This window comes from Methanobrevibacter sp. (assembly GCF_045646205.1).
GTDB lineage: Archaea > Methanobacteriota > Methanobacteria > Methanobacteriales > Methanobacteriaceae > Methanocatella.
The window spans coordinates 1-21,849 of record NZ_JAZRKF010000029.1; the positions used below are offsets into that span (position 1 = coordinate 1).

Annotated in this window: 10 protein-coding genes; 3 read left to right on the plus strand and 7 right to left on the minus strand. The window is 34.1% G+C overall.

The genetic code is table 11. The features are described from left to right. The 6 genes from ACKI44_RS05745 to comA form a co-directional block, all read right to left on the minus strand. Window positions 1-12,405, minus strand: a 12,405-nt coding sequence (locus ACKI44_RS05745; protein ID WP_407422422.1) for an Ig-like domain repeat protein, incomplete at its 3' end; no start/stop codon positions are given. 390 nt (window positions 12,406-12,795) lie between these two features. Beyond that, on the minus strand, window positions 12,796-15,105 hold the full coding sequence (hdrA, locus tag ACKI44_RS05750; protein ID WP_407422424.1) for a ferredoxin:CoB-CoM heterodisulfide reductase subunit HdrA: 2,310 nt from the start codon (window positions 15,103-15,105) through the stop codon (window positions 12,796-12,798). Further along, complete coding sequence (gene hdrB, locus ACKI44_RS05755) at window positions 15,102-16,043, minus strand: ferredoxin:CoB-CoM heterodisulfide reductase subunit HdrB (protein ID WP_407422426.1); 942 nt, start codon at window positions 16,041-16,043, stop codon at window positions 15,102-15,104. Before hdrB ends, hdrA begins: the two co-directional genes overlap by 4 nt. Then, the gene (gene hdrC, locus ACKI44_RS05760) at window positions 16,040-16,642 is read right to left on the minus strand and encodes a ferredoxin:CoB-CoM heterodisulfide reductase subunit HdrC (RefSeq protein ID WP_407422428.1); all 603 of its coding nucleotides are present in this window, start codon (window positions 16,640-16,642) and stop codon (window positions 16,040-16,042) included. The genes hdrB and hdrC overlap by 4 nt, the downstream gene beginning before the upstream one ends. A gap of 9 nt (window positions 16,643-16,651) precedes the next feature. After that, window positions 16,652-17,902 carry a methanogenesis marker 16 metalloprotein gene (locus tag ACKI44_RS05765; RefSeq protein ID WP_407422430.1) on the minus strand — a complete coding sequence of 417 codons (1,251 nt, stop codon included), beginning with the start codon at window positions 17,900-17,902 and terminating at the stop codon, window positions 16,652-16,654. Window positions 17,903-17,913: 11 nt separating this feature from the next. After that, window positions 17,914-18,687 (minus strand): phosphosulfolactate synthase, encoded by a 774-nt coding sequence (comA, locus tag ACKI44_RS05770; RefSeq protein ID WP_407422432.1) that lies wholly within the window; start codon window positions 18,685-18,687, stop codon window positions 17,914-17,916. Between the two features lie 75 nt (window positions 18,688-18,762). Between comA and ACKI44_RS05775 the strand changes: the two genes are divergently transcribed. The 3 genes from ACKI44_RS05775 (at window position 18,763) to ACKI44_RS05785 (ending at window position 21,498) form a co-directional block, all read left to right on the plus strand. Beyond that, complete coding sequence (locus tag ACKI44_RS05775; RefSeq protein ID WP_407422434.1) at window positions 18,763-19,479, plus strand: UPF0280 family protein; 717 nt, start codon at window positions 18,763-18,765, stop codon at window positions 19,477-19,479. Window positions 19,480-19,753: 274 nt separating this feature from the next. Beyond that, the gene (locus ACKI44_RS05780; protein ID WP_407422436.1) at window positions 19,754-20,041 is read left to right on the plus strand and encodes a UPF0058 family protein; all 288 of its coding nucleotides are present in this window, start codon (window positions 19,754-19,756) and stop codon (window positions 20,039-20,041) included. Window positions 20,042-20,118: 77 nt separating this feature from the next. After that, the gene (locus ACKI44_RS05785) at window positions 20,119-21,498 is read left to right on the plus strand and encodes a 2,3-diphosphoglycerate synthetase (protein ID WP_407422438.1); all 1,380 of its coding nucleotides are present in this window, start codon (window positions 20,119-20,121) and stop codon (window positions 21,496-21,498) included. A gap of 10 nt (window positions 21,499-21,508) precedes the next feature. Here the strand turns inward: ACKI44_RS05785 and ACKI44_RS05790 are convergent, their stop codons facing one another. After that, window positions 21,509-21,784 (minus strand): transcriptional regulator, encoded by a 276-nt coding sequence (locus ACKI44_RS05790; protein WP_407422440.1) that lies wholly within the window; start codon window positions 21,782-21,784, stop codon window positions 21,509-21,511. Window positions 21,785-21,849 lie beyond the last annotated feature (65 nt).

Below are 21,849 nucleotides of genomic sequence, written 5' to 3' on the forward strand. Positions count from 1 at the left end.
AGTGTAATTACCGTCACCGGAATAAATCACTTCAACAGTATGATTACCAGGCAATATGTTATCAATAGGAATAACAGCACTACCGTTAATCAAATCAGTAACAGTGTACTCCTTACCATCAATAATCACAGTCACATTACCTGTAGCATTTTCAGGTAACTCAACAGTAACAGTACCGTTAGTTGAATTAGCAGGAACATCAACAGTAACGTTCATTAAAGGAGAGGAATCGGCTTTAGAATTGACAGTTATGCTTGCATTTGTACCTGTGCTGAGATATTTGTCGTTTTCTAAGTATGTTATTCCAACAGGATATTCGCCAGCATCCAATTTCTTAATTGTTACTTCAGATACACCGTCTTTCATTTCTTTGAGGTATTTTTCTCCGCCAACTTCAACAATGATTTGACCTGTTCTGTCTTGCGGACCTTTTACAGTGATTACTGCATCTTCTCCAACAGTAATAGTGACATTATTTGCTGAAATATTTTTAGTAATTTTATTTACTTTAAATGTTGCATTATTGGATGATCCGTAGTAATTATCATCACCATCTAAAACAGCAACGATGTCATAAGTACCATAAACAGCCTTATCGATAGTAATCTTATCATCTTTAGGAGTGTAAACTTTACCGTTAATTGTAACGACAAGATTACCAGTTGAGTTAACAGCCTTTACAGTAATTTCAACAGTATCATCAACATCATAATTATCGTTAACTTTAATAACAACAGCAGATGAAGCTTTGTCAACGACATTCACCCAACCGTTAGCACCGGTTTCAACATACTTATCATTTTCCAAGTAAGTAACAGTGACTGAGTTATTGCCAATATCCAATCCTTTAACTGTTAAAGCAGCGCTGCCTTTAGTCAAGTTAACTGCATAATCAATGCCGCCAACATTAACAACCAGATTAGCATCACGGTCATCGGAACCGACAATCTTAATTACTGCATCATTGCCAACAATAATGCGGTCGACATTAATCACAGTAACATTAGGTGTTAACTTATTAACAGCAAATGTAGCGTTCTTAGCTGCGCCAGTAAAGTTTTCATCACCATCTAAAATAACATCAACAATGTATGTGCCGTTAGGTAAACCTTTAGGTATGCTTACATTATTGCCTGTTAAATTATAGTTTTTACCATTGATTTTAACAGTAATAGCACCAGTGGAATTGAAACGGGTTACATTAATGACTATGTCATCGTCCACATAATAAATGCTGTTTACTTCAAGGATTACATCTGAAGTTGCTTTAGCAATATTGAATACAGTACTATTGGATTTGGTTGCATAATAACCGTCATCGGCATAAGTTACATCAACAACGTGATCACCGGCTTTCAATGATGGGAGAGTTACTTTAACAGCATTTCCATCAACAACATAATTGTTGTAGACAACTCCATCAACTTTAACAGTTAAGTTTTCACGTTTAGCACCGTCTGGTAAAATAACAATTACAGTTACAACACCTTCACCATAAGTAATATTATTTGCACTGACCGGCAATACATAGTTGGTTATGTCCGGAACGGTGAATGAAGCAGAAGCAGTCATGTTCATGTAATTATCATCACCCGTGTAGTTTGCAACAATATTATAAGTATCAGGATCTAAGATTCTGTCTAAAGTAATTACAGCCACACCTTTGTCAATGATTCCACTACCTACAGTTGTACCATTTTCCAAAATAATGAAAATGGTGCCTGTAGCATCATCATTAACTTTAACGGTCACGTTAATTTCATGAGTATCTTCATCAATACTAATATCAGCAATATTAACTACAGGAGTGTATTTGCCAACAGTGAAGTTACGTTCAGCTGAAGCTTTATAGTAATTATTATCGCCGAGATATTCAGCAACAATAGTGTGATTGCCTGGAGTTGCATTGACTAAAGTGTATGAAACAATTCCGTTATTAATTTCCAATAAGTTTTCAGCACCATCTACAATAAGGTTAATATAACCTGTAGCGGTCTTGTTAATAGTTACATTAATTTCTACGTCACTGCCAACATCATAAGTGTCATTAGCAATGATGATATTCATTGAAGGAGTTGCTTTGGTTACGTTGAATTCAACTTCAGCTTCACTAGGCAAGTACTTGTCATCACCCATGTAGAATGCTTGAATATAATAATAATCCCTTCTTAAGTTATCAAGTTCCAATACAGGATTGGTTGCATCAACAACATGCAATTTACCATCGACATATACGTGAATCTCTCCGGTAGCATCATCATGATTCAATTTCATTACCACAGTTGTGTTTTCACCGAATTTGATGTCTGCTATTGGATTGATTTTAATAATGGACTCGATTTTTGAAACTGTGAATTCATTTGATCCTTCGTATAAAACCTTTTTGCCTTCAGTTTCATGGACATATGTGACCTGCACATCATAAGTTCCGGCAGCATAATCCTCATCTAAAGTTAGGATAGCTTTAGACATATTGGTTGTAGCATTATATACAATTGTAGCATTGTGAGGATTTCCATCTACATAAATGGTTACATTACCTTCAAACTTACCTTCAGGGAAGGTTACCATAATTGTTTCTTTTTGACCAACATGAATATTATGGGCAGTTACGGAAATGTTTGTACCGTTATGATATACCTCAAATGCTATTTTGGTAGTGTTTTTACCAATGTATTTGTAGTTTTCATGATAGAATGCTGAAACATTGTATGAATCAACGTCAAGATTTTTAATAATCAAAGTGCCTGCACCATTATTGATGTATGCTGTGTGGGTATCATTTCCATAAATATTTCCTACAGTTACGGTTACAACACCAGTAACATCGCTAGGACCTGTCAAGTATACGATTACATCTTCACCATGAGCAAATAAAATTTTATGTAATGAAATGGAAATTTCAGGATCTAATTTGCTTACTGTGAAAGTGGCTTTTGTTTCATTTGAATGGAATTTGTCATCACCAAGGTAAGTAACAGTTACATCATACCTTCCAACAGCTAAATTGGAAATGTCCAAGCTTACTTTGGAATCTGTAAGGTTTGCATAGTATTTAGTACCGTTGATATCGATTAATACAACACCGGTTGCGCCTTGAGTAACGTTAACCTTAATTGTTTCGATTTCGCTTACGTTAATGTCTTTAGCGGTAGCATTGATTGAAGTGACTTTCTTATGTACTGTAAAGTTAGCAGTGCCTTCACCCATCAGGTAATAATCATCACCAAGATAAACCGCAGAAACATGATAATCACGAGCAATTAAACCGGAAATTGTGAAATTAGCTTTTGAATTATTCAATTCTTTAGTATAATAATCACCAGCAACAATAATAGTAACAGTACCTGTTGCACCATCAGTAACATTAACGAAAATGACTGCATCTTCGTCCACAGTAATATCATCGACTTTAACAGTGACTTCGGAAACTTTCTTAGCATTTACCTTAATCGTAGTAGTATTGTTAACAGCAGCGTATTGAGTGTTACCAGGGAAGTAAACGGTTACAATATACTCACCTTCAGGCAAGTCATATACAGTGTAATTACCTTTACCGTTTTCAATGAAAGTAGTGTAGTTTTGACCTACTGCATCACTAACCTTAGCCACATTAATAATGACAACCTCAGTAATATTAGCAGAAGTTGTGACATTGAATGTTACGCTTTGACCGACATAAATGTCAGTTCCGTTGATTGTAATATCTGTTTTAAGCTGTGATACAGTAAATGACTTATTGGTTGAATTGGTGTTGAAATAATCATCACCCATGTACATAACAGTAACATTATATTTACCGACAGCTAAATTACGGATAACCGCAGAAGCAGCACCATCAGTAATATTAGCGTACACATGAATAGTTCCAATAGAAATCAATACATAACCGGTAGCATTCTTGTTAACAGTCACGTTAATAATCTCATACTGACCGATATCAATATCAGCGACTTCAAAGTCGATTTCAGTGTCTTTCTTATTGACAGTAAAGTTAGCAGTGCCTTCACCCATCAAGTAATAATCATCACCAAGATAAACCGCAGAAACATGATAATCACGAGCAGATAAACCGGAAATTGTGAAATTAGCTTTTGAATTATTCAATTCTTTAGTATAATAATCACCGGCAACAATAATAGTAACAGATCCTGTAGCACCGTCAGTAACATTAACGAAAATAACCGCATCTTCACCTACAGTAATATTATCAACTTCAACAGTGACCTGGGAAGCTTTCTTAGCATAAACTTTAATTGTAGTAGTATTGTTTACAGCAGCGTATTGGGTGTTACCTGGGAAGAACACAGTTACAGTGTAATCTCCAGCAGCCAAATCATAAACGGTATAATTACCTTTACCGTTTTCAATGAAAGTAGTGTAGTTTTGACCTGCAGCATCACCAGTTTTAGCCACATTAACAATTACAACCTCAGTAATATTAGCAGAAGTAGCAATATCAAAGGTTACATTCTGACCAACATAAATATTATATCCATCAATTGTAATATTGGTTTTAAGCTGTGACACAACAAATGATCCTTTAGTGGAATTACCGTTAAAGTTATCATCACCAATATACTCAACAGTCACATTATATTTGCCAATTGCTAAATTACGGATAACCGCAGAAGCAACACCATCAGTAATATTAGCATACACATGAATAGTACCAATAGAAATCAATACATAACCGGTAGCATTCTCATTAACAGTCACATTAACAATCTCATACTGACCAATATTAATATCATCCACATCTAAAACAATATTAGTGTTTTTCTTATGGACTGTGAAGTTTGAAGTTGCGTTACACAATTCATAGTCATCATCACCCATGAAGAATGCAGATATGGTATAATCACGAGCAGTTAAATTTGAAACCTTGAAAGTGACCTCACCGTTTACAAGTTCACGAGTGTATGCTAAACCTGCAATGGTCACGTAAACAGGACCGTTAATAGGTTCAGTAGTATTAATGTAAACACTGATGTCATCGCCGACAGTAATGTCAGCAACAGTTACGTTCATTTTAGATGATTTTTTACCAGTTACTGAAATGCTTGTCTTGTTTGAAGATGCAAGATAATCCTTATCACCTGCATAGTAAACGGTAATATCATAATCGCCGATAGGCAAGTCATAAACATCCAAACTACCGTTTCCTTTATATACAAAGGAGGTGTAATTGGTTTTTCCAACCTGAACTGTTACCAAGTCTGTGATTTCTCTTGACATGTTGAATTTGATGTTTAAAACATGACCTACAACAATATCTGAAGCGTTTACAGTAATCTCAACAGGTATTTTTGATACTGTGAAATTAACTGAAGTTGAATTGACATTGAAGAAATCACTGCCTTCATAAGTTACAATTACAGTGTATTTTCCATCATTCAAGTTAGTTAATGTTAAGTTAACTTTTCCATTTTCAAGAGTTCTGTGATAAACTGTTCCGTTTACATCAATTAACACATCACCGGTAACATTTTCATTAAGAGTAATGTTAATGACTTCAGTTAAATCCTTGGTAATGTTTTCAACATCAACATCAATAGTTGTGTTTAATTTTATTACTCTGAATGAGGATCTGTTTGACATGTAGTCATATAATTCATTTGAATATGAAACGGATACATTGTAAACACCTTCTTTTAAGTATGGAAGAGTTACTGTTGCGTTATGTGTAGTTGTGTTAATTTCTGCGTTATAGAAGTCCTCATTGACATATATTGTTATTCTACCGTATGCCTTTTCAGGGAAAGTGACTGTAATGGTATTGTTTTCAATAACAGTGATTAATTCAGTTAAATTAATCTTTAAATCATAATCCTTGATTTTTTCAATTTCAATAACGTATAATGAGGTATCTGCACTTGAGTGATTGGTATCTCCGTCATAGTGGGACTGAACAATATGGTCTCCAGGCATTAAATCCACAGTTACCTGTACTTGGTTGTTTTCAATCACTCTTTGATAAGGTTTACTGTCAATATAAACAGTAATGTTTCCAGTTGCATTTTCAGTGATACGTACTGTAATAGTAGCAGTCTGATTTTCAACGCTGATTGAAGTAGATAAAACTGTTTTAATTTTAAATACTTCGAATTCAGTTGAATTGGTTTTAAATGCATATTTACTGTTTGTGAAGTTAACAGAAGCATCATACTTACCGACAGCTAACTTGGTTACATTTAATTTTGCAATACCATTTTTAACTTCAACATTATTATATGGAACATTGTTAACGGTAATGTTTGCAAATCCGTTTATGTCTCCAGGAAGGCGAACAATAACGGTAGCATTTTCGCCAACAATAATATCTTCAACAGTTACATTAATTAAGTAATCAGTGATTTTAGGTATAACAACTGTCTTACTGGTTTTATTTCCAAAGTAGTTTTCATCTCCGGCAAAGCTAGCGTTAACTAGATATTCACCAGGATCAACGTTACTTACATCCAAAATAGCTTTACCGTTTTGAATAGTTACGTTTTCCTTAATGGTGTCAATGCTGATTTCCACTTCTCCGACAGCATTATCAGGAACGCTTACAACAATTTTGGAACCGTTTACCAATTCGATAGCAATTGTTGAGTTAACTTTTCCTACAGTGAACGTTTTGGTTACGTTTTTACTTTCATATTTGTTGTAACCTTGATACAATACAGTAATATTATAGGTTCCCGCTTTAAGGTTAGCTATGTCAAATGACACTTTACCTTTAATGATTTCTTTGGAGAATCTGTCTGTACTGAAGTTACCATAAATTAACACGTCATCAGTTGCATCACTTGGAAGTGTAATGTTAACAATCTCAGTCTGGCCAACATGAATGTCTGACACGTTTACGGTTAAATTATAATCAGATACTTTAATTACAACCAGATTCAAGGTGGTAGTGTTAGCAAAGTACCTGTCATCACCACTATATGAAATGGATGGAGAATAGTTTTGTGCCAATGGATAAGCCGGAACTGTAACGTTAGCTGAACCGTTGACCAATTTTACAGTATAAGTTGCCATACGGGTAATTACAGTAATGTTTCCTGTTGCATCTTTAGGCAATTGAACTTTGAATGTTACATTTTCACCAACATAAACTGGAGTTGGATAGTCAGGATTTAAATCAACAGACAATTTGGAAATTACAACGCTTCCTGTTTGTGTTTTTAAAGAGTATTTTCCTTCCTCTTCGAAACTTACCCTATATGGGAATGTACCGTAGTACGGTGCAGTAATATTGACTGTTGCATTACCATCTTTAATTTTACCGAGATATTCATTTCCGAATATGATAACACTCACGTTTCCGGTTGCATTTTCAGGTAACTCAATATTAAATGTAATGTTATCCCTTACGTAGTTTGGATCACTTACAGTAACATTGAATAGATAGTCTGCAATAGGTGAAACTTTAAAGTTACCGAAAACAGTATCCTCTTCGTATTTTGAATCGTTTTTAAGAGTTACATAAGCAACATATTGACCTCTGGCCAATCCTGTTACATTATACCATCCGGTTCCGTTTACAACATTTACAGCTCTATTTACGTGAGTTGTATTAACTATAGTGATTGTTACGTCACCATCAATATCTTTCGGCAATTTAATTCTAATTGTTTCGTTTTCACCGACAAAAATATCTGAAGGAGTGACTGTGAATTCATAAACGTCTATTTTTTGAACAATTACTTCAATTGTTTTTGTTGCATTATGATATTTGTTATCACCTGAGTAGAATACAGTAGTATTATACACGCCGGCAGGCAAATTAGGGATTTCAACATGTGCAGTACCGTTTGTAACATTTGCAGTGTAATTGGTATTGTTAATGCTTACGGTTACTGTCACATTTCCTTTTGTATCATCAGGCAATATTATATCAACAGTCAGGTTCTCACCGACATAAGGTTCATTGGCTATTACATCAAATCTGAATGAGGATATTTTTGAAACGTAAATATAAGTTGACTTTGCAGATGCTTCAAATTCACTATTACCTTCATATTCAACAGTGACATGATATTCTCCTTCTTTTAAGTTAATAACTGATTGATTGATGGTTCCGTTTACAACAAAAGTATTGTATGGATTAGTTACATTTTCAACTCTGATAACTACACGGTCACCGTCAGTAGCTTTAGGCAATTTTACTATAATATGAGCAACATCACCTACATGGATTGAATCTCCTTCAACAATGAATTCATAATCCAAAGTTTTTTGACTGTTTAAAGTGATGTTTCTTGAAGCAGCTTCGTATTTTTCATTACCACTGTAATCAATCCTTGTAGGATACTGCTTACCTGATTCGAGATTGTAAACAGTATAATTGGCAAATCCATTTGTTACAGGAATATTAGTATATGTAACGCCGTTGATTGTTATGTTAACATGACCTGAAGCGTCACTTGGCAAGGTTACATTAATATCTGCGTGAGTATCACTTGTATTTCCTTTAGGGATGAAATCATAGTTGATAATCTTTTTAACGTGGAAATCTTCAAATACTCTGTTACATGGTTCGTATTTCCTATCACCGCTGTATGTTGCATTTATTATGTGCTTACCTACAGGAAGACCGGTAATGTTGATTGTTCCTGTTCCGTTAGTAAGATGAATTACATGGGTAGAACCGTTAATCAATAAGGTAACAGTTCCGGTAGTGTCATCTTCAAAGGTTACTTTTACGGTTGCATTTTCACCAACGTATATGTCATGAATTTCAAGATATGAGTAATAATTATGGATTCTGCTTACTTCCAATGTGTATTCTTTTACATCAGGCAAGTATTTTCTGTCACCTGCATAAGTCACATTGAACTGGTAAGTGTTCCATGCCAAACCTGTTATGTTGAAATTAGCTACACCATTTTCAATTTTTTGAGTGTAATTTGTATTGTTAATGCGTATAGTAATATTACCTGCTGCATCATTATCAATTGTTACCTTAATTATTGCATCATCATCAACATAGATCGTATGGTTATAATCAACAACGATATTTGGAGATACTCTTTCAAGGTTTACGGTGAATGTTCTGTTTGAACTTAAATATTTAGTATCATTTACCAGATATACTGTACCGTTATATTCTCCACCGGAAAGTCCAGCAATCAAAACGGTACCTTTACCTTTACTCATATGTGCAGTGTAATTTGTACCATTTATTTCAACATACACATCTCCATCAATATCCTTCGGTAGGGATATATCAACCAGTACATTTAGGTCATTGTCGACTGAAGTTGAAACATTGAAGTCAAATGCACGAACATAGAAAACGTTGAATGAAGAACTTGCATTTGCAGTGTTATATATCGGACCTTCAGCATATGTGGCAGTAACATTATACAAACCTCTTGCAAGGCCGCTGATTACAAATCTGGCTAAATTACCGTCAGCATATTGGAAATAATTAGTACCGTTGACAGTTAAAAGTACAACACCTTTTGCATCAGCAGGAATAACTACTAAAATAGTTTCATTTTCACCTACAGGAACATCAGCAGTTCTTACTATAATGGTCATATTCTTTTTAGTTACATTGAAGTATGCAACAGTAGTGTTTTCCTTATATTTATTATTACCATCATGATATGCCCTTACAGTTATGTTACCTGCAGTTAAATTACTTTCATATATTGTAACACTAGTTCTATTATAGAAGACATATTCCCTATCTTCAATGAAAACATATGCCCTACCATTAATGTCACTAGGAAAATCTACTTTAATAGTAGCTATTTGACCTACATTAATGTCTTTAACAGTTATATTAATTGGAGTATCATATTTATATACATTAAATGATGTTTGATTATAGGAACTTTCAAAGTATGCATCACCAGCATATAATCCAAATACAGTATAGTTACCACCGGCCAGACCAGTTAAATTATATTCACCAGTACTGTTTACTAATTGAATAGTGTACATCTTATTATTTACAAACAGATATACAAAACCAGTAGTACCATTAGTAACATTAACCTTAATTGTAGTAATATTACCATAATATACATTATTAGCCGTGATGTTTATAGTTGAATTACGTAGTTCAACACTAATTATTACATCAGTAGATATTGTTTGATTGAACTCCTGATATGTTGCAACAATATCATAAGTATTTGGAGCTAAATTATATAAAGTTAATATAGCAGTACCATTAGTGAGAGTTACATTATAATGAATATCATTTAAAGCTATATCCATAGTACCATTATATGTAGTGTTTACAAGAGTAGCATTAATAACTACTTTTTCACCAAAGTTGGTCTGATTGATTGTTAAGTTTAAAACTAAATATAAAACTCCACCTGTCTTAACTGTAAGATCAGTGAATCTACTTGCATTATAACCAATAGAAGAAATTCTGTGTTCTCCTATTTTTAAATTGTTTATGGAAGACACATAATGAGTTCCGTTATAAGTTGTAGGTAAATTAGTGGAATCATAAACATTTACAATATTGTCACCCAATTCGATTATATTATTATTGTCATCCAATACCTGTGTATAGACAACAACAGAATTGCTGTTTGAAATTTTAGTAGTATTATCTAATGTGACAATATAAGTAGGTGAAATAATCAGTCCATAGTTATAAATTAAATTGTTAAAGTCATTAGAATCGAAAGATGCCTTATTTGCAACATAAATAATGTAATCACCTGATTCAGGAGATAATTCAGTGTTATCTTTAAAATGCACATCACCATAAGAACAAATGTAAACCGCTTTTGGAGTCAGGAATGTGGATTCGGAAATACTTCCATCAGGTCCATGCCAGAAAACAGATCCAAAATTAATATTTGAATCATTGAAAGTACTTTTTTCTATAGAACCTGAACTTCCTCTCCAATTAACTGATGAACCGTTGGTTGCATTGTTGGAAACGAAATGGGATTCTATGATTTTACCGTTATTTCCATACCAGTAAACCGCACCACCCAAAGGAGCACTGTTGTTTTTTAATAAGGAACCTTTAATTTCAACACCATCACTTGAACGGACATCGACAGCACCACCCTCAATAGTAGCTGTGTTATTTTCTAAAGTTGAACCAGAAATAGTGAATTCGCCCTTGTTAATATATATGGCACCACCACTATTTGCTGAATTATTATAAAAATTAGAATTTGTAGTAGTGACACTTTTTGAATTTGAATATACAGCACCACCTTCATTAGCATTGTTATCAATGAAATCATTATTGGACACTGAAAGACTATTTACCTCTTCATTTACATATAATGCACCACCATAAATACTTGCAGTATTGTTTGTAAATCTGGAATTTTGAAGAGTAGCAACATTAGATCTAGAATACAAAGCACCACCACGTGCAGCAGTGTTATTAATAAAATCTACATCATCAATAGTAAAATAACGAGCTTTTACAGCACCACCTTCCTGGACTGCGGTGTTGTTTGCAAAAATAGAACCCTTTATAGTTAAATCAACAAATTGACCGAAACCAATTGCTGCTCCATACTCAGCCTTATTTTCATAAAATTCTGAATTTGTTATAGTTGTAGTTCCAGAATATCTAATAGCTCCACCATCTTTTCCATTAGCTGTATTAGCTACAAATCTTGATGAATCAATATAAAGATTAGCACCCCTATAATTAATTATAGCTCCACCACCATAACCACTTGGACCAGCACTATTTTCTATAAAATCAGAATTATTTATATATATATTAAAGTCAGTTTGTAGATTATTTGGATTATCAAAATAAAGAGCACCCCCACCATGTTGAACAGAATTTTTTGTAAAAGTGGTATCAGTAATATTAACTAAAACATTTTCACGATAAGCAACATATATAGCTCCACCACCTTTACTAGCAAAAGTATTCTTATTTGACTCAAAAGTACAATTTTCAACAGTCAAATTATATCCTCCAAAATAAATTGCACCTCCAGCGGCTGCAGCATATTTTGCATTTTTAAAAACAATATTTTTTAAAGTTACATTATAACCTATCTTAGATGCAGAACCAATACTTGGAATATAAAATATTCTTCCCATTTCATTTGCATCAATGGTATATCCCTGACCGTCAATAACCAAATTCTTACTTATTTGTACACCTGCGCCGGAACTATATGAACCAAAATTATAGTCATTTTCCAGAAATATCTCAGAATCTGAAGGAGCATTATTGATTTTAGTTCTCAAATTAGCCAAAGTTCCAGCATCCTGAGCACCTAAAACACTATCGCCCGAATCCGGTGCACCCAAAAAGGAATTTTCACCAGATGACGATATATTCATATCATCTATCGCTGCACCCAAAACAACATTGTTTTGATTGGATACAGTTACATTATCAGTTAATTGTTCTTCACTAACTGCAGATACTGCCGCTATTGAAATAAACAATAACATGATAATTATAATTAAAAATTGTTTCTTTAACCTAATATTTACACCTCATTTTACGTGTATAATACTACCAATATGCCATAATTTTAAAAAAATATAACATATGCGATATAATTTAAATTTTTGTTGTAATCAATATATATAGTTTAGCCATAAACTGTTCGCAAATTTATGTAAAAAAATATAAAAAATAAAATTTTATTCAAAATATAATAAAAAATATTAAACAATATCTATAAAAAATAAAGAAAAATTAGAAAAAATAAAGAAAAATACGAAAATTTAATTTTTTGAAGAATTTTTGCTCATTTCCAATTTTTATGAGATTATCAAATTATACAAAATGAAATATTATTAAAAAAATGTTAAAGAAAATGAGAAAAATTAATCTTTTCAATACTCTTCCTCATTTAAAATTTCTATCTGTTTGTCGAAGTCATTAAGCTTTCGGGCAAGACCGGTGAAGTATGGGATATATACCTTGGAAAACATTATCCTATCCGGATTTTCATTAAGCTCTTCCAATGTTTCCTTAATTCTAGTAACCTTACGTTCAACTTCATCATACATTAAATCGCCCGGAAACTCTCCGATAAATACTCCGTCAGCTCCATTATCCAATGCATATTTGATATGATTAGGCCTTACACGGTTAACGGAAATTACTTTAATAATATGTACAGATTCCGGATATTTCAAACGGTTTACTCCGATATTATCGGCAGCAGTATAACCAATGTTGTCTAAAAAGACCAAAATCATACGTTCGCCATCTTCTTTGTTGTCAAGAACACCTCTAATGGTTGCCGTAATTTTTTCGTCAATATTACCATTAACATGAATGGCCTTTTGCGCACATCCTACCAGACATTTTCCGCATCCGGTACATGCCATCGGATCAATGTAGACCTCATCATTCTGAATACTCATGGACTTGTATTTGCATCTGCTGATACAGTCACCGCAAAGAATACATTTTTCCTTGTCAATTTCGGCAATGAACGGCTCGATTTCCACACCGCCGTAATTGTATTCAGACACTTTTGATGCTGATGCTGTTGCCTGCATGATTGATTCGGTAATGTCTTTTGGATCCTGTGCTGTTCCGCAGACAAATATTCCCTGAACATCAGTTGCAACAGGCTTGATTTTAGGGTGTGATTCTTTTATGAAACCGTCTTCAGTTGTGCCGATATTCAATATTTCAGCAATCTCACGAGTACCGTCAGAAGGTTCCATTGCAGTTGAAAGCACTACCATATCAGCTTCGATTTCAATGAATTCGCCTTTTAAAGTGTCTTCAGTTCTGACTATAAAGCTATCGCCTTTCTTAACGACTTCACCGGGTCTTCCGCGTATAAATCGCACCTCATTTTCCTGGGTGTGCTTATAATACTTTTCAAACATTCCCGGAGTTCTAACATCAGTATAACATATTACCACATCAGTATCAGGATTTTTATGCTTTATGATATTTGCATTTTTTAAAGCTACAGTACAGCATATTTTGGAACAGTATCTATGTCCGTCAGGCTTTTCGTCTCTTGAACCGACACACTGTATCATTACCACCCTTTTTGGAACTTCACCGTTTGCCTTCAGTAGTTTACCTTTGGTTGGTCCGTTAACACCAGTGATACGTCCCAATTCAGACTGTGTTATAACATCATCATAACGGGTGTAACCGTATTCAGGTCTTTTTTCCATATCAAATAGCTTATGACCCGTTGCAACAATAATCGAACCTACCTGGAGAGGTATTCTTTCAGGTCTTCCCCTAAGTTTAATGGCTCTCATGTTACAGACCTTTACACAGTTACTGCATTTGGTACAATTTTCCATGTCTATTACATAGCTTTCAGGATATGACTGTCCGAATGGCCTATAAATTGCTTTTCTTGTTGACAGGCCATCATTCCAGTCATCATGAACTTCAACTTCACAGACTTCCTTACATTTACCGCATGCAATACACTTTTCGGTATCGACATATCTAGGAGATTTTTCAACAATCAGATTATATGTACCTGCACGCCTTTCCGCTTCAATTACTTTGGAGTTTGTTAAAACCTCAATATTTTCATTCCAGACAAGTTCATTTAAAATTGGATTTAAAAGACACATTCCACATTCTTCAGCAATTTTTACCGGAGAAAATACTTTTCCGATTTTTGCCATGTGTCCGCCGATTGAAGGAGACTGCTCGATTAAGGTAACTTTCGTTCCCTGTTTTGCAAGGGATAATGCAGCATTCATACCGGCTATTCCACCGCCGATAACTGCAACTTCATCAGGAGTCTGACAGAATATTGGGTCAACCGCATCGGATTGCTTGACCTTTTCAATGGAAGCGTTGATTAATGTAATAGCTTTATGTGTAGCCTTTTCCTTATTGGAGTGAACCCATGAACACTGTTCACGAATATTGGCCATATCCATCAAATAAGGATTTAGAGGTTTTACATAATCCTGGAATGTTTTTTCATGACTTATCGGTGAACATGCTGCAACTACAACCCTATCCAGATCATAATCAAATATTGCATCACGTATAATCTTACGTCCGTTTAGGGAACATAAATTCTCGAATTGTCCAATGAATTCAACATCAAGGGAGGCTCTTACTTCATCCAAATCAATGATATCTGAAATATTTCCCCCACATTCACATAAAAATACACCAACTTTTAAATCATCCCTCATTTTTCAACCTCCTTTAACTCCTTAATAACTGAATCTATTGGTGTGGTATGAGCTTTAACACCAATTACCTTATCAAAATCGCCGCCCATTGCAATTGCGATAAATTGAGCTATATTTAAATGAATTGCCTTAAATTCTCTTCCTTCTCTTTTTGATATTAACGGCTGATAACGGTCAAACTGAATATGGCAGTTAGGACATAAATGAACCACAATTTCAACTTCCTCATCACCAAGTGCATTCATCTTATCTGCAGTTGCGGTAAATGAGAGATCTGGATTTGAATATCTCTGACGGAATCCGGTTCCGCAGGTTGCTCTTTTGTGGTCATACCAGCCTATACTTTCACATCCGCAGGCTTTCACCAGTTCGTCCAATATATTCGGGTCTCTGAATCCTGCAATTGTATCTTCATAGTGAACCTTGCAGTAGTGGCATCCGTGGTGAGTAGCTATCTTATAGCCGCTTAAATCGTATTTGATGTGATTTGGAATTTCAGAAATCTTATTATATAAAATATCCACAACATGAAAAATGTTTTCTGTTGGAAGCAAATCGTCCTTTTCATATTTTAAATGGCCCAAATCATTTTCTTCAAATAGCTGGTTGATGTGGTTTCTTAAATCATCTTTTTTATTTAATAATTTTACTGATTTTTTGTTTATCGCATAGCACGTTGCACACATCATTACAAGATTTGGTCTTCCAAGTTCTTTTGCTATTTTAAAGTTACGGGCCCCAATAGCTGAGGTATCAACCTGGTCAAATACATCGGAATAATGACCGAGACCTGTACAGCAGGTTTGCTTATCGGATATTGCATAATCAATTCCCAATTTGTCAAAAACAAATTTTGTAGATGATTCAACACCAGGATATTCTACACTTACAAGACAGCTCCTGAAAAGTAAAATATCTTTATCCGGAATAGATTTCATTTTTCTGCCTCCTGGGATGCTCTTATTTTTTCAATTTTAGCTTTAAATCCTGTAATCGTTAATATTTTACTTACTTCATCAATAACATCTTTTGGCGGCATTAATGGAGGGTCCAGCTCCAGCTCATCCCTAATCTCTCCCAGATTTTTTCTGAATTCCCACCATCCAGGAACATCACGGCCAATATCATCAAAAAATATCTCAGGGATTGCCCCAATAGCTGCAGTGAAATATGAGTCTGCAAAACCCATATATTCATATAATTTATCATAACCGATTCCATTTGATATTGCAATTTGCTTTAGAATCTGATTTACTTCACACACGCTATTTCCAACAGGACATACGCTGTGGCAGGTATAACAGTAAAAACAGTTCCAAATCAAATCATCTTCTAAAATTGATGTGTCACCCTCTAAAACCCTTTCAATGATGTCACGAGGATTATAATCGGAGTGACGTGCTGCAGGACATGTTGATGTACACATTCCGCACTGAACGCATTTCAATACTCCTTCCTCTTTGGAATTTTTGACATCATGAATGATCTGTTCTGCAAAGTCAATTGGTGAATCATCAATATTCTGTTTTGAAGTCATTGAATTACCTCACAATTTAAATTCGCCGGATTTAATCTTTTTCTTTAATTTAAGTGATAATTTATTCGCCCTTAATCTATCTGATTGTCTGCAGATAATCGGTATGTTAACGTCTTCATCATTAATTCTTAAATCAACACTACCGGTATTCATGTTAAATGCGTCATGAGTACAGAAATTAGCACACATTCCACATCCAAAGCAGCGGCTTAAATCAAGACGCTTTTGTGAAAATGCGTTGGTAGGACAGATTTTTTCGACTTCACAGATGTCACATTCCACACATTTTGAACTTGAATATTGAGGTCTTAAATCATAGTCTCCCCACAACTCATTATAATTGGTTTCAGTTAACGGCAAATGACGGCCTTTGATATCTGCAACAGGAATCATGACATCTTTATCCTGAATAAGCAGATTGTTATAAATTTCTTCTGTCAGTACAGGAATAGGTATAGCTACGGTGTTGAATATTTCTCCACTTTCACCTGTTTTAAATCCTCCGAAATAATAAGGGTCCATTTGAATCAAATCACCTGAAAGCATTAGATTTGGTTTTTGAGGATTTGATCTTGTACCGTCACCTAAAATAAAGGCTTCCGCATCATTCAACAATACCTTTTTACCTGTTTTAATTACATTGTGAGGTATATCGTTTTGAAGCGGATTTAAATCACCGCATCCGGAAAATGTCAATCCGGAAAGCTTTCCTTCAAGAGGTCTTGCAGCAAATATTGATGAGACTGCTTCTGAACCGGGATTTGTAAATGCAGTATAGTTTTTAAATGCCATACGTGAACCTATAATTTGAGCCCTGTTAATGTCATCACGAGTGATTGTATTTTCTATTATTTTACCGTCAACACTTTCCACTCCCACATCAATTGGTTTACCTTCCATTATCTCTTTGAGGAGGAATCCTCCACCATAGTTTTTATCATTTAAAGAATGTGCGGTTCCATGCAATATTACATCAACTTCTCCCAGCCATTCGTTGGGACAAGGACCTGCATAAGCTGGAACTCCATTTAAATATACATTTTGAGCTCTGATAAATTCACCAGGCTCTGAAACAATAAAATTAAGAATAGCTGCCGTTCCGCTCATAACACCGCATGTTCCTGTCGTTACCACATCAACCTCTTCGAAACTTGGAGCATTATCTTCTTTTATGAGCTTTTTAAACTCTTCAGCAGTGTAAATATTGGCTTCACCATTTTCAATCTTTTGATTGATTTGGTTTAAATCTCTCTTTTTCAATGTAAAACCTTCTAATTAATTTTTCCTACTGTATCTCCCCTTAAACCCTGTCTTAAAGTTTCAAGAGAAGTAATATCATCACTGGAAACATTGCCTAAATTAACTGTATTTCCAAGCTTTAAAATAAAAAAGACTTGCTGGTCTTTGTTTGGGGCTTCCCACAATATTTTATCTCCATCAATCTTATCCAAGATATAATCTATTTCATCTTCTTTGGCTTTTCCGGATTCATCAAAAATTCCAATGTTTTTTCCGCCTTCCCTTGCTTCAACAATGATTAGAGAAGATCCGGCATCAAGTTCTGACTGCATATTTTCAATTCTCTCATCAAGTGAAAGTTCCTTATCCAAAGCAGGGTCTTTTTTACCTACTTCGGAAAGTACAATGAAACCTTCCTCTTTTGCCTTTTTAATTGAATCCAATTTATCCTCATGAGCCAAATTTATAGAACCGTCTGATATTTCAATAGCCGGAAAACCTAATTCCTGAGCTCTTTTAAAGAATTCATCCAGTTTATCGTTCATGAATGCCAATTCAAATAATGTTCCTCCGGTATATGGAATAATATCATGATTTTTATACATTTCAACTTTGGCCTTAATAATCTCTTCATCATGGATAATGGAAGTTCCCCATCCGAATTTCATATAATCGACATATTCTCCTGAGATATCCATTAGACTTTCTGCTGTTTCAAGACCTAAGCCCTTATCAAGAACCATTGTGATTCCTTTCACTCTAGGCTTTTCTTCTCTTTTATTTAATAAAAAATCAAATGCTTTCAAATTATCACATTCTTATAAATTATATTATATAATATATTAAAATATTATTTAAAATAATACTATATAATATTATATATGCACTTTGAAGAAATCAATATTGACCAGACACATATCCGCCTTAAAAGTGATTTGGATAATGTTAACTTAAAGGGATATATCCTAAAAATCAGATCTGAACTTAAAAGATATATTTCCCAGAACAGGGATTTTTTATTGTCCTTAGAGCCCTTAAAATACAGCGCAGAAAACTTACCGGACATAGTTTTGAAAATGTATGAATCATCAGCTAAAGCGGATGTCGGTCCTATGGCATGTGTTGCCGGAACGATTTCTGAAATGTGTCTTGACTATTTAATTGAAAACGATTCTTATTATTCCATTGTTGAAAATGGCGGAGACATTGCTCTTATAAACGACAGGGATGTCCTTTGTGGAATTTATTCAAACAATGAGATTTTGGGAAACAACATTGCATTTAGGATTAAAGCCCGAAAACATCCCCTCGGCATATGCACCTCTTCGGGAAAGATTGGCCATTCAATAAGTTTCGGTACATCAGACAGCGTCAGCGTTATTTCAAAAAGCCCTTCACTTGCCGACGGACTTGCAACAAGAATTGCCAATGATGTTGAAGGCAACGACTCTGAAAGCAAAGTTTCAAATGCTCTGGAAACTGCTGAAAACTATAAAGAATATTTTAAAGGAGTTCTAATAATATCTGATGAGAATATTGGAACTGTTGGCAAATTACCTAAAATCGTTGAAAGCAAGGATTTTGATGTAAAACTTTAACTGAAATAGCTATTTTATAAAATACATCAAAATAAAAAAGGTTTTTACAAATTCATTTTAAAAAATTAACTATTTCAAAATAATTCTTATAATATAATATATAATGGGAAATTCACAACGTAAACTACAATAATTAATCTAAAATAAGTTGCTTTAATGCTTATCTTTAAATATGATTAAAAATAATATTATATTATTACAAAAAATATAGGTTAAAATTACAATTAATTCAATTATAACCGGAATTAATTAACTCATTATAGGTTAGATAATTATGTATAAGGATGAAATGATACAATTACATCAATTTTTGGTTTATGTTTTAAAATACTTAGCAGAAGATAATCAAATAACTAACGACTGCAGTGAATACATATCACTAAAAATCAGTCCACACCACATTCATAAAACTAAAGCAGAACATAAACATGCAATCTTTGTTCTTTGTAAAGTAATTTCCGAAGTAATTGCTGATAAAGATAACAATTCCATTCCAGACAATGTATGTAATTCTTTAGCAGATTTAGTTACTCGTTCTGAAAAAGAAATTAATGTAGCTTAATTTTCTTTTTTACTCTTTTTTTACACTTCTAACACCATCATTAACATTTATATAATTTTATTTAAAGATATTAAATCATGACTAATTTAACCAAAATGCTTTGTCTTGTTGACGGCGAACATTACCTGCCGGTCACTCAAGAAGCAATAGATACCTTAAATAATTTAGAACACATTGATATTTCTGCCGTTGTTTTTATTGGCGGAACTGAAAAATTAAGGGACGATACAGAAGAATCATATTCCCAAGTATTGGGTGTTCCCGTTCAATTTGCAAAAGATAAGGATATTCCATACGACATCATTGTTGAAATGATAAGAAAATATGATATCGATACAGTTATGGATTTGAGTGATGAACCTATTCTTGATTATCCTAAAAGATTTAAAATAGCTTGTAAAGTTTTAAATGAAGGAATTACATATGAAGGACCGGACTTTAAATTCGAACCTCACAGTGAATACGACGTTATGGAAAAGCCTTCAATCACCATCCTCGGAACCGGAAAACGTATTGGAAAAACAGCAGTTTCCGGTTTTGTATCAAGACTTATTGATAAAAAAGGTTATGAACCATGCGTTATTGCTATGGGAAGGGGAGGACCTGAAGAGCCTGAAATCGTTCACGGTGAAGAACTTGAAATTTCAGCAGAATTCCTGCTGGAACAGTCACAAAAAGGAGTTCACGCAGCAAGTGATCATTGGGAAGACGCATTGATGAGCAGAATATTGACTATAGGATGCAGACGCTGCGGCGGAGGTATGGCAGGTGAAGTATTCTTGACCAATATGAAAAAAGGAGCTCGCCTTGCTAATGAAGTCGATTCAAAATTCGCAATCTTTGAAGGAAGCGGAGCTGCAATTCCTCCAATCAAGACAAATAAAAAGATTGCATTGATAGGTGCAAACCAGCCAACCAGCAATTTAACAACATACTTCGGACCTTACAGAATATCTTTAGGTGATATGGTAATTTTAACCATGTGTGAAGAACCTATGGCAAGCAGTGAAAAAATAGCTGAAATAGAAGGATTCATAAATGAAATAAATCCTGATGCCACAGTCATATCAACGGTATTCAGGCCAAAACCGTTAGAGGATATTTCAGGAAAAAAAGTTTTATTTGCAACAACCGCACCTGAAGAGGTTAAAGACAAACTGGTTACTTATCTTGAAGAGAATTTTGACTGCGAAGTTGTTGGAACTACCGCACATCTGTCAAACAGACCTCTTTTAAAAGAAGATATGGCAAAATATATGGATAAAGCAGATGTGATGTTAACTGAACTAAAGGCAGCGGCCGTAGATGTTGCAACAAAAGATGCTATTGCAGCTGGCCTTGAAGTAGTATATTGTGATAATATACCTGTTGCCATTAGTGACAAGTATCCTGACTTAGGAGACAGCGTCATTGAATTGGTTGACAGCGCAATTGATGATTTTAACAAATCATCATAATTTTTTTTATTTATTCATTCATTTCTTTTAAATATTTTAAAACTTCCAAAGATAATTCCGTATTTTTATATAATCTGCCCTTATGAGCATTCTCATTTAAACAAACAACCAAACCATGTTCTTTTAAATCAGATAAAACATTTGATATGTGGTTAGTCCTAACACCTATTGTTCTTGCAATGTCCGATGGTATTTTAACACCTTTTCCAATATATTCTAATACAGCAAGTCTATATGTTGAAGCCATCACATAACCTAATGTATCCAAAATTTCTTCCTCTTCCATAATATTAATATTAATCATCATAGTATTTAAACTTATTATACACTGTCAATAATATGACATATAAT

Excerpts from the sequence above, each read along its gene's own strand:
- ACKI44_RS05780 (WP_407422436.1), top strand. The coding sequence starts at position 19,754 with ATGTATAAGGATGAAATGATACAATTACATCAATTTTTGGTTTATGTT.
- hdrC (WP_407422428.1), bottom strand. The coding sequence starts at position 16,642 with ATGACTTCAAAACAGAATATTGATGATTCACCAATTGACTTTGCAGAA.
- hdrA (WP_407422424.1), bottom strand. The coding sequence starts at position 15,105 with ATGAGGGATGATTTAAAAGTTGGTGTATTTTTATGTGAATGTGGGGGA.
- ACKI44_RS05790 (WP_407422440.1), bottom strand. The coding sequence starts at position 21,784 with ATGGAAGAGGAAGAAATTTTGGATACATTAGGTTATGTGATGGCTTCA.
- ACKI44_RS05785 (WP_407422438.1), top strand. The coding sequence starts at position 20,119 with ATGACTAATTTAACCAAAATGCTTTGTCTTGTTGACGGCGAACATTAC.
- hdrB (WP_407422426.1), bottom strand. The coding sequence starts at position 16,043 with ATGAAATCTATTCCGGATAAAGATATTTTACTTTTCAGGAGCTGTCTT.
- ACKI44_RS05775 (WP_407422434.1), top strand. The coding sequence starts at position 18,763 with ATGCACTTTGAAGAAATCAATATTGACCAGACACATATCCGCCTTAAA.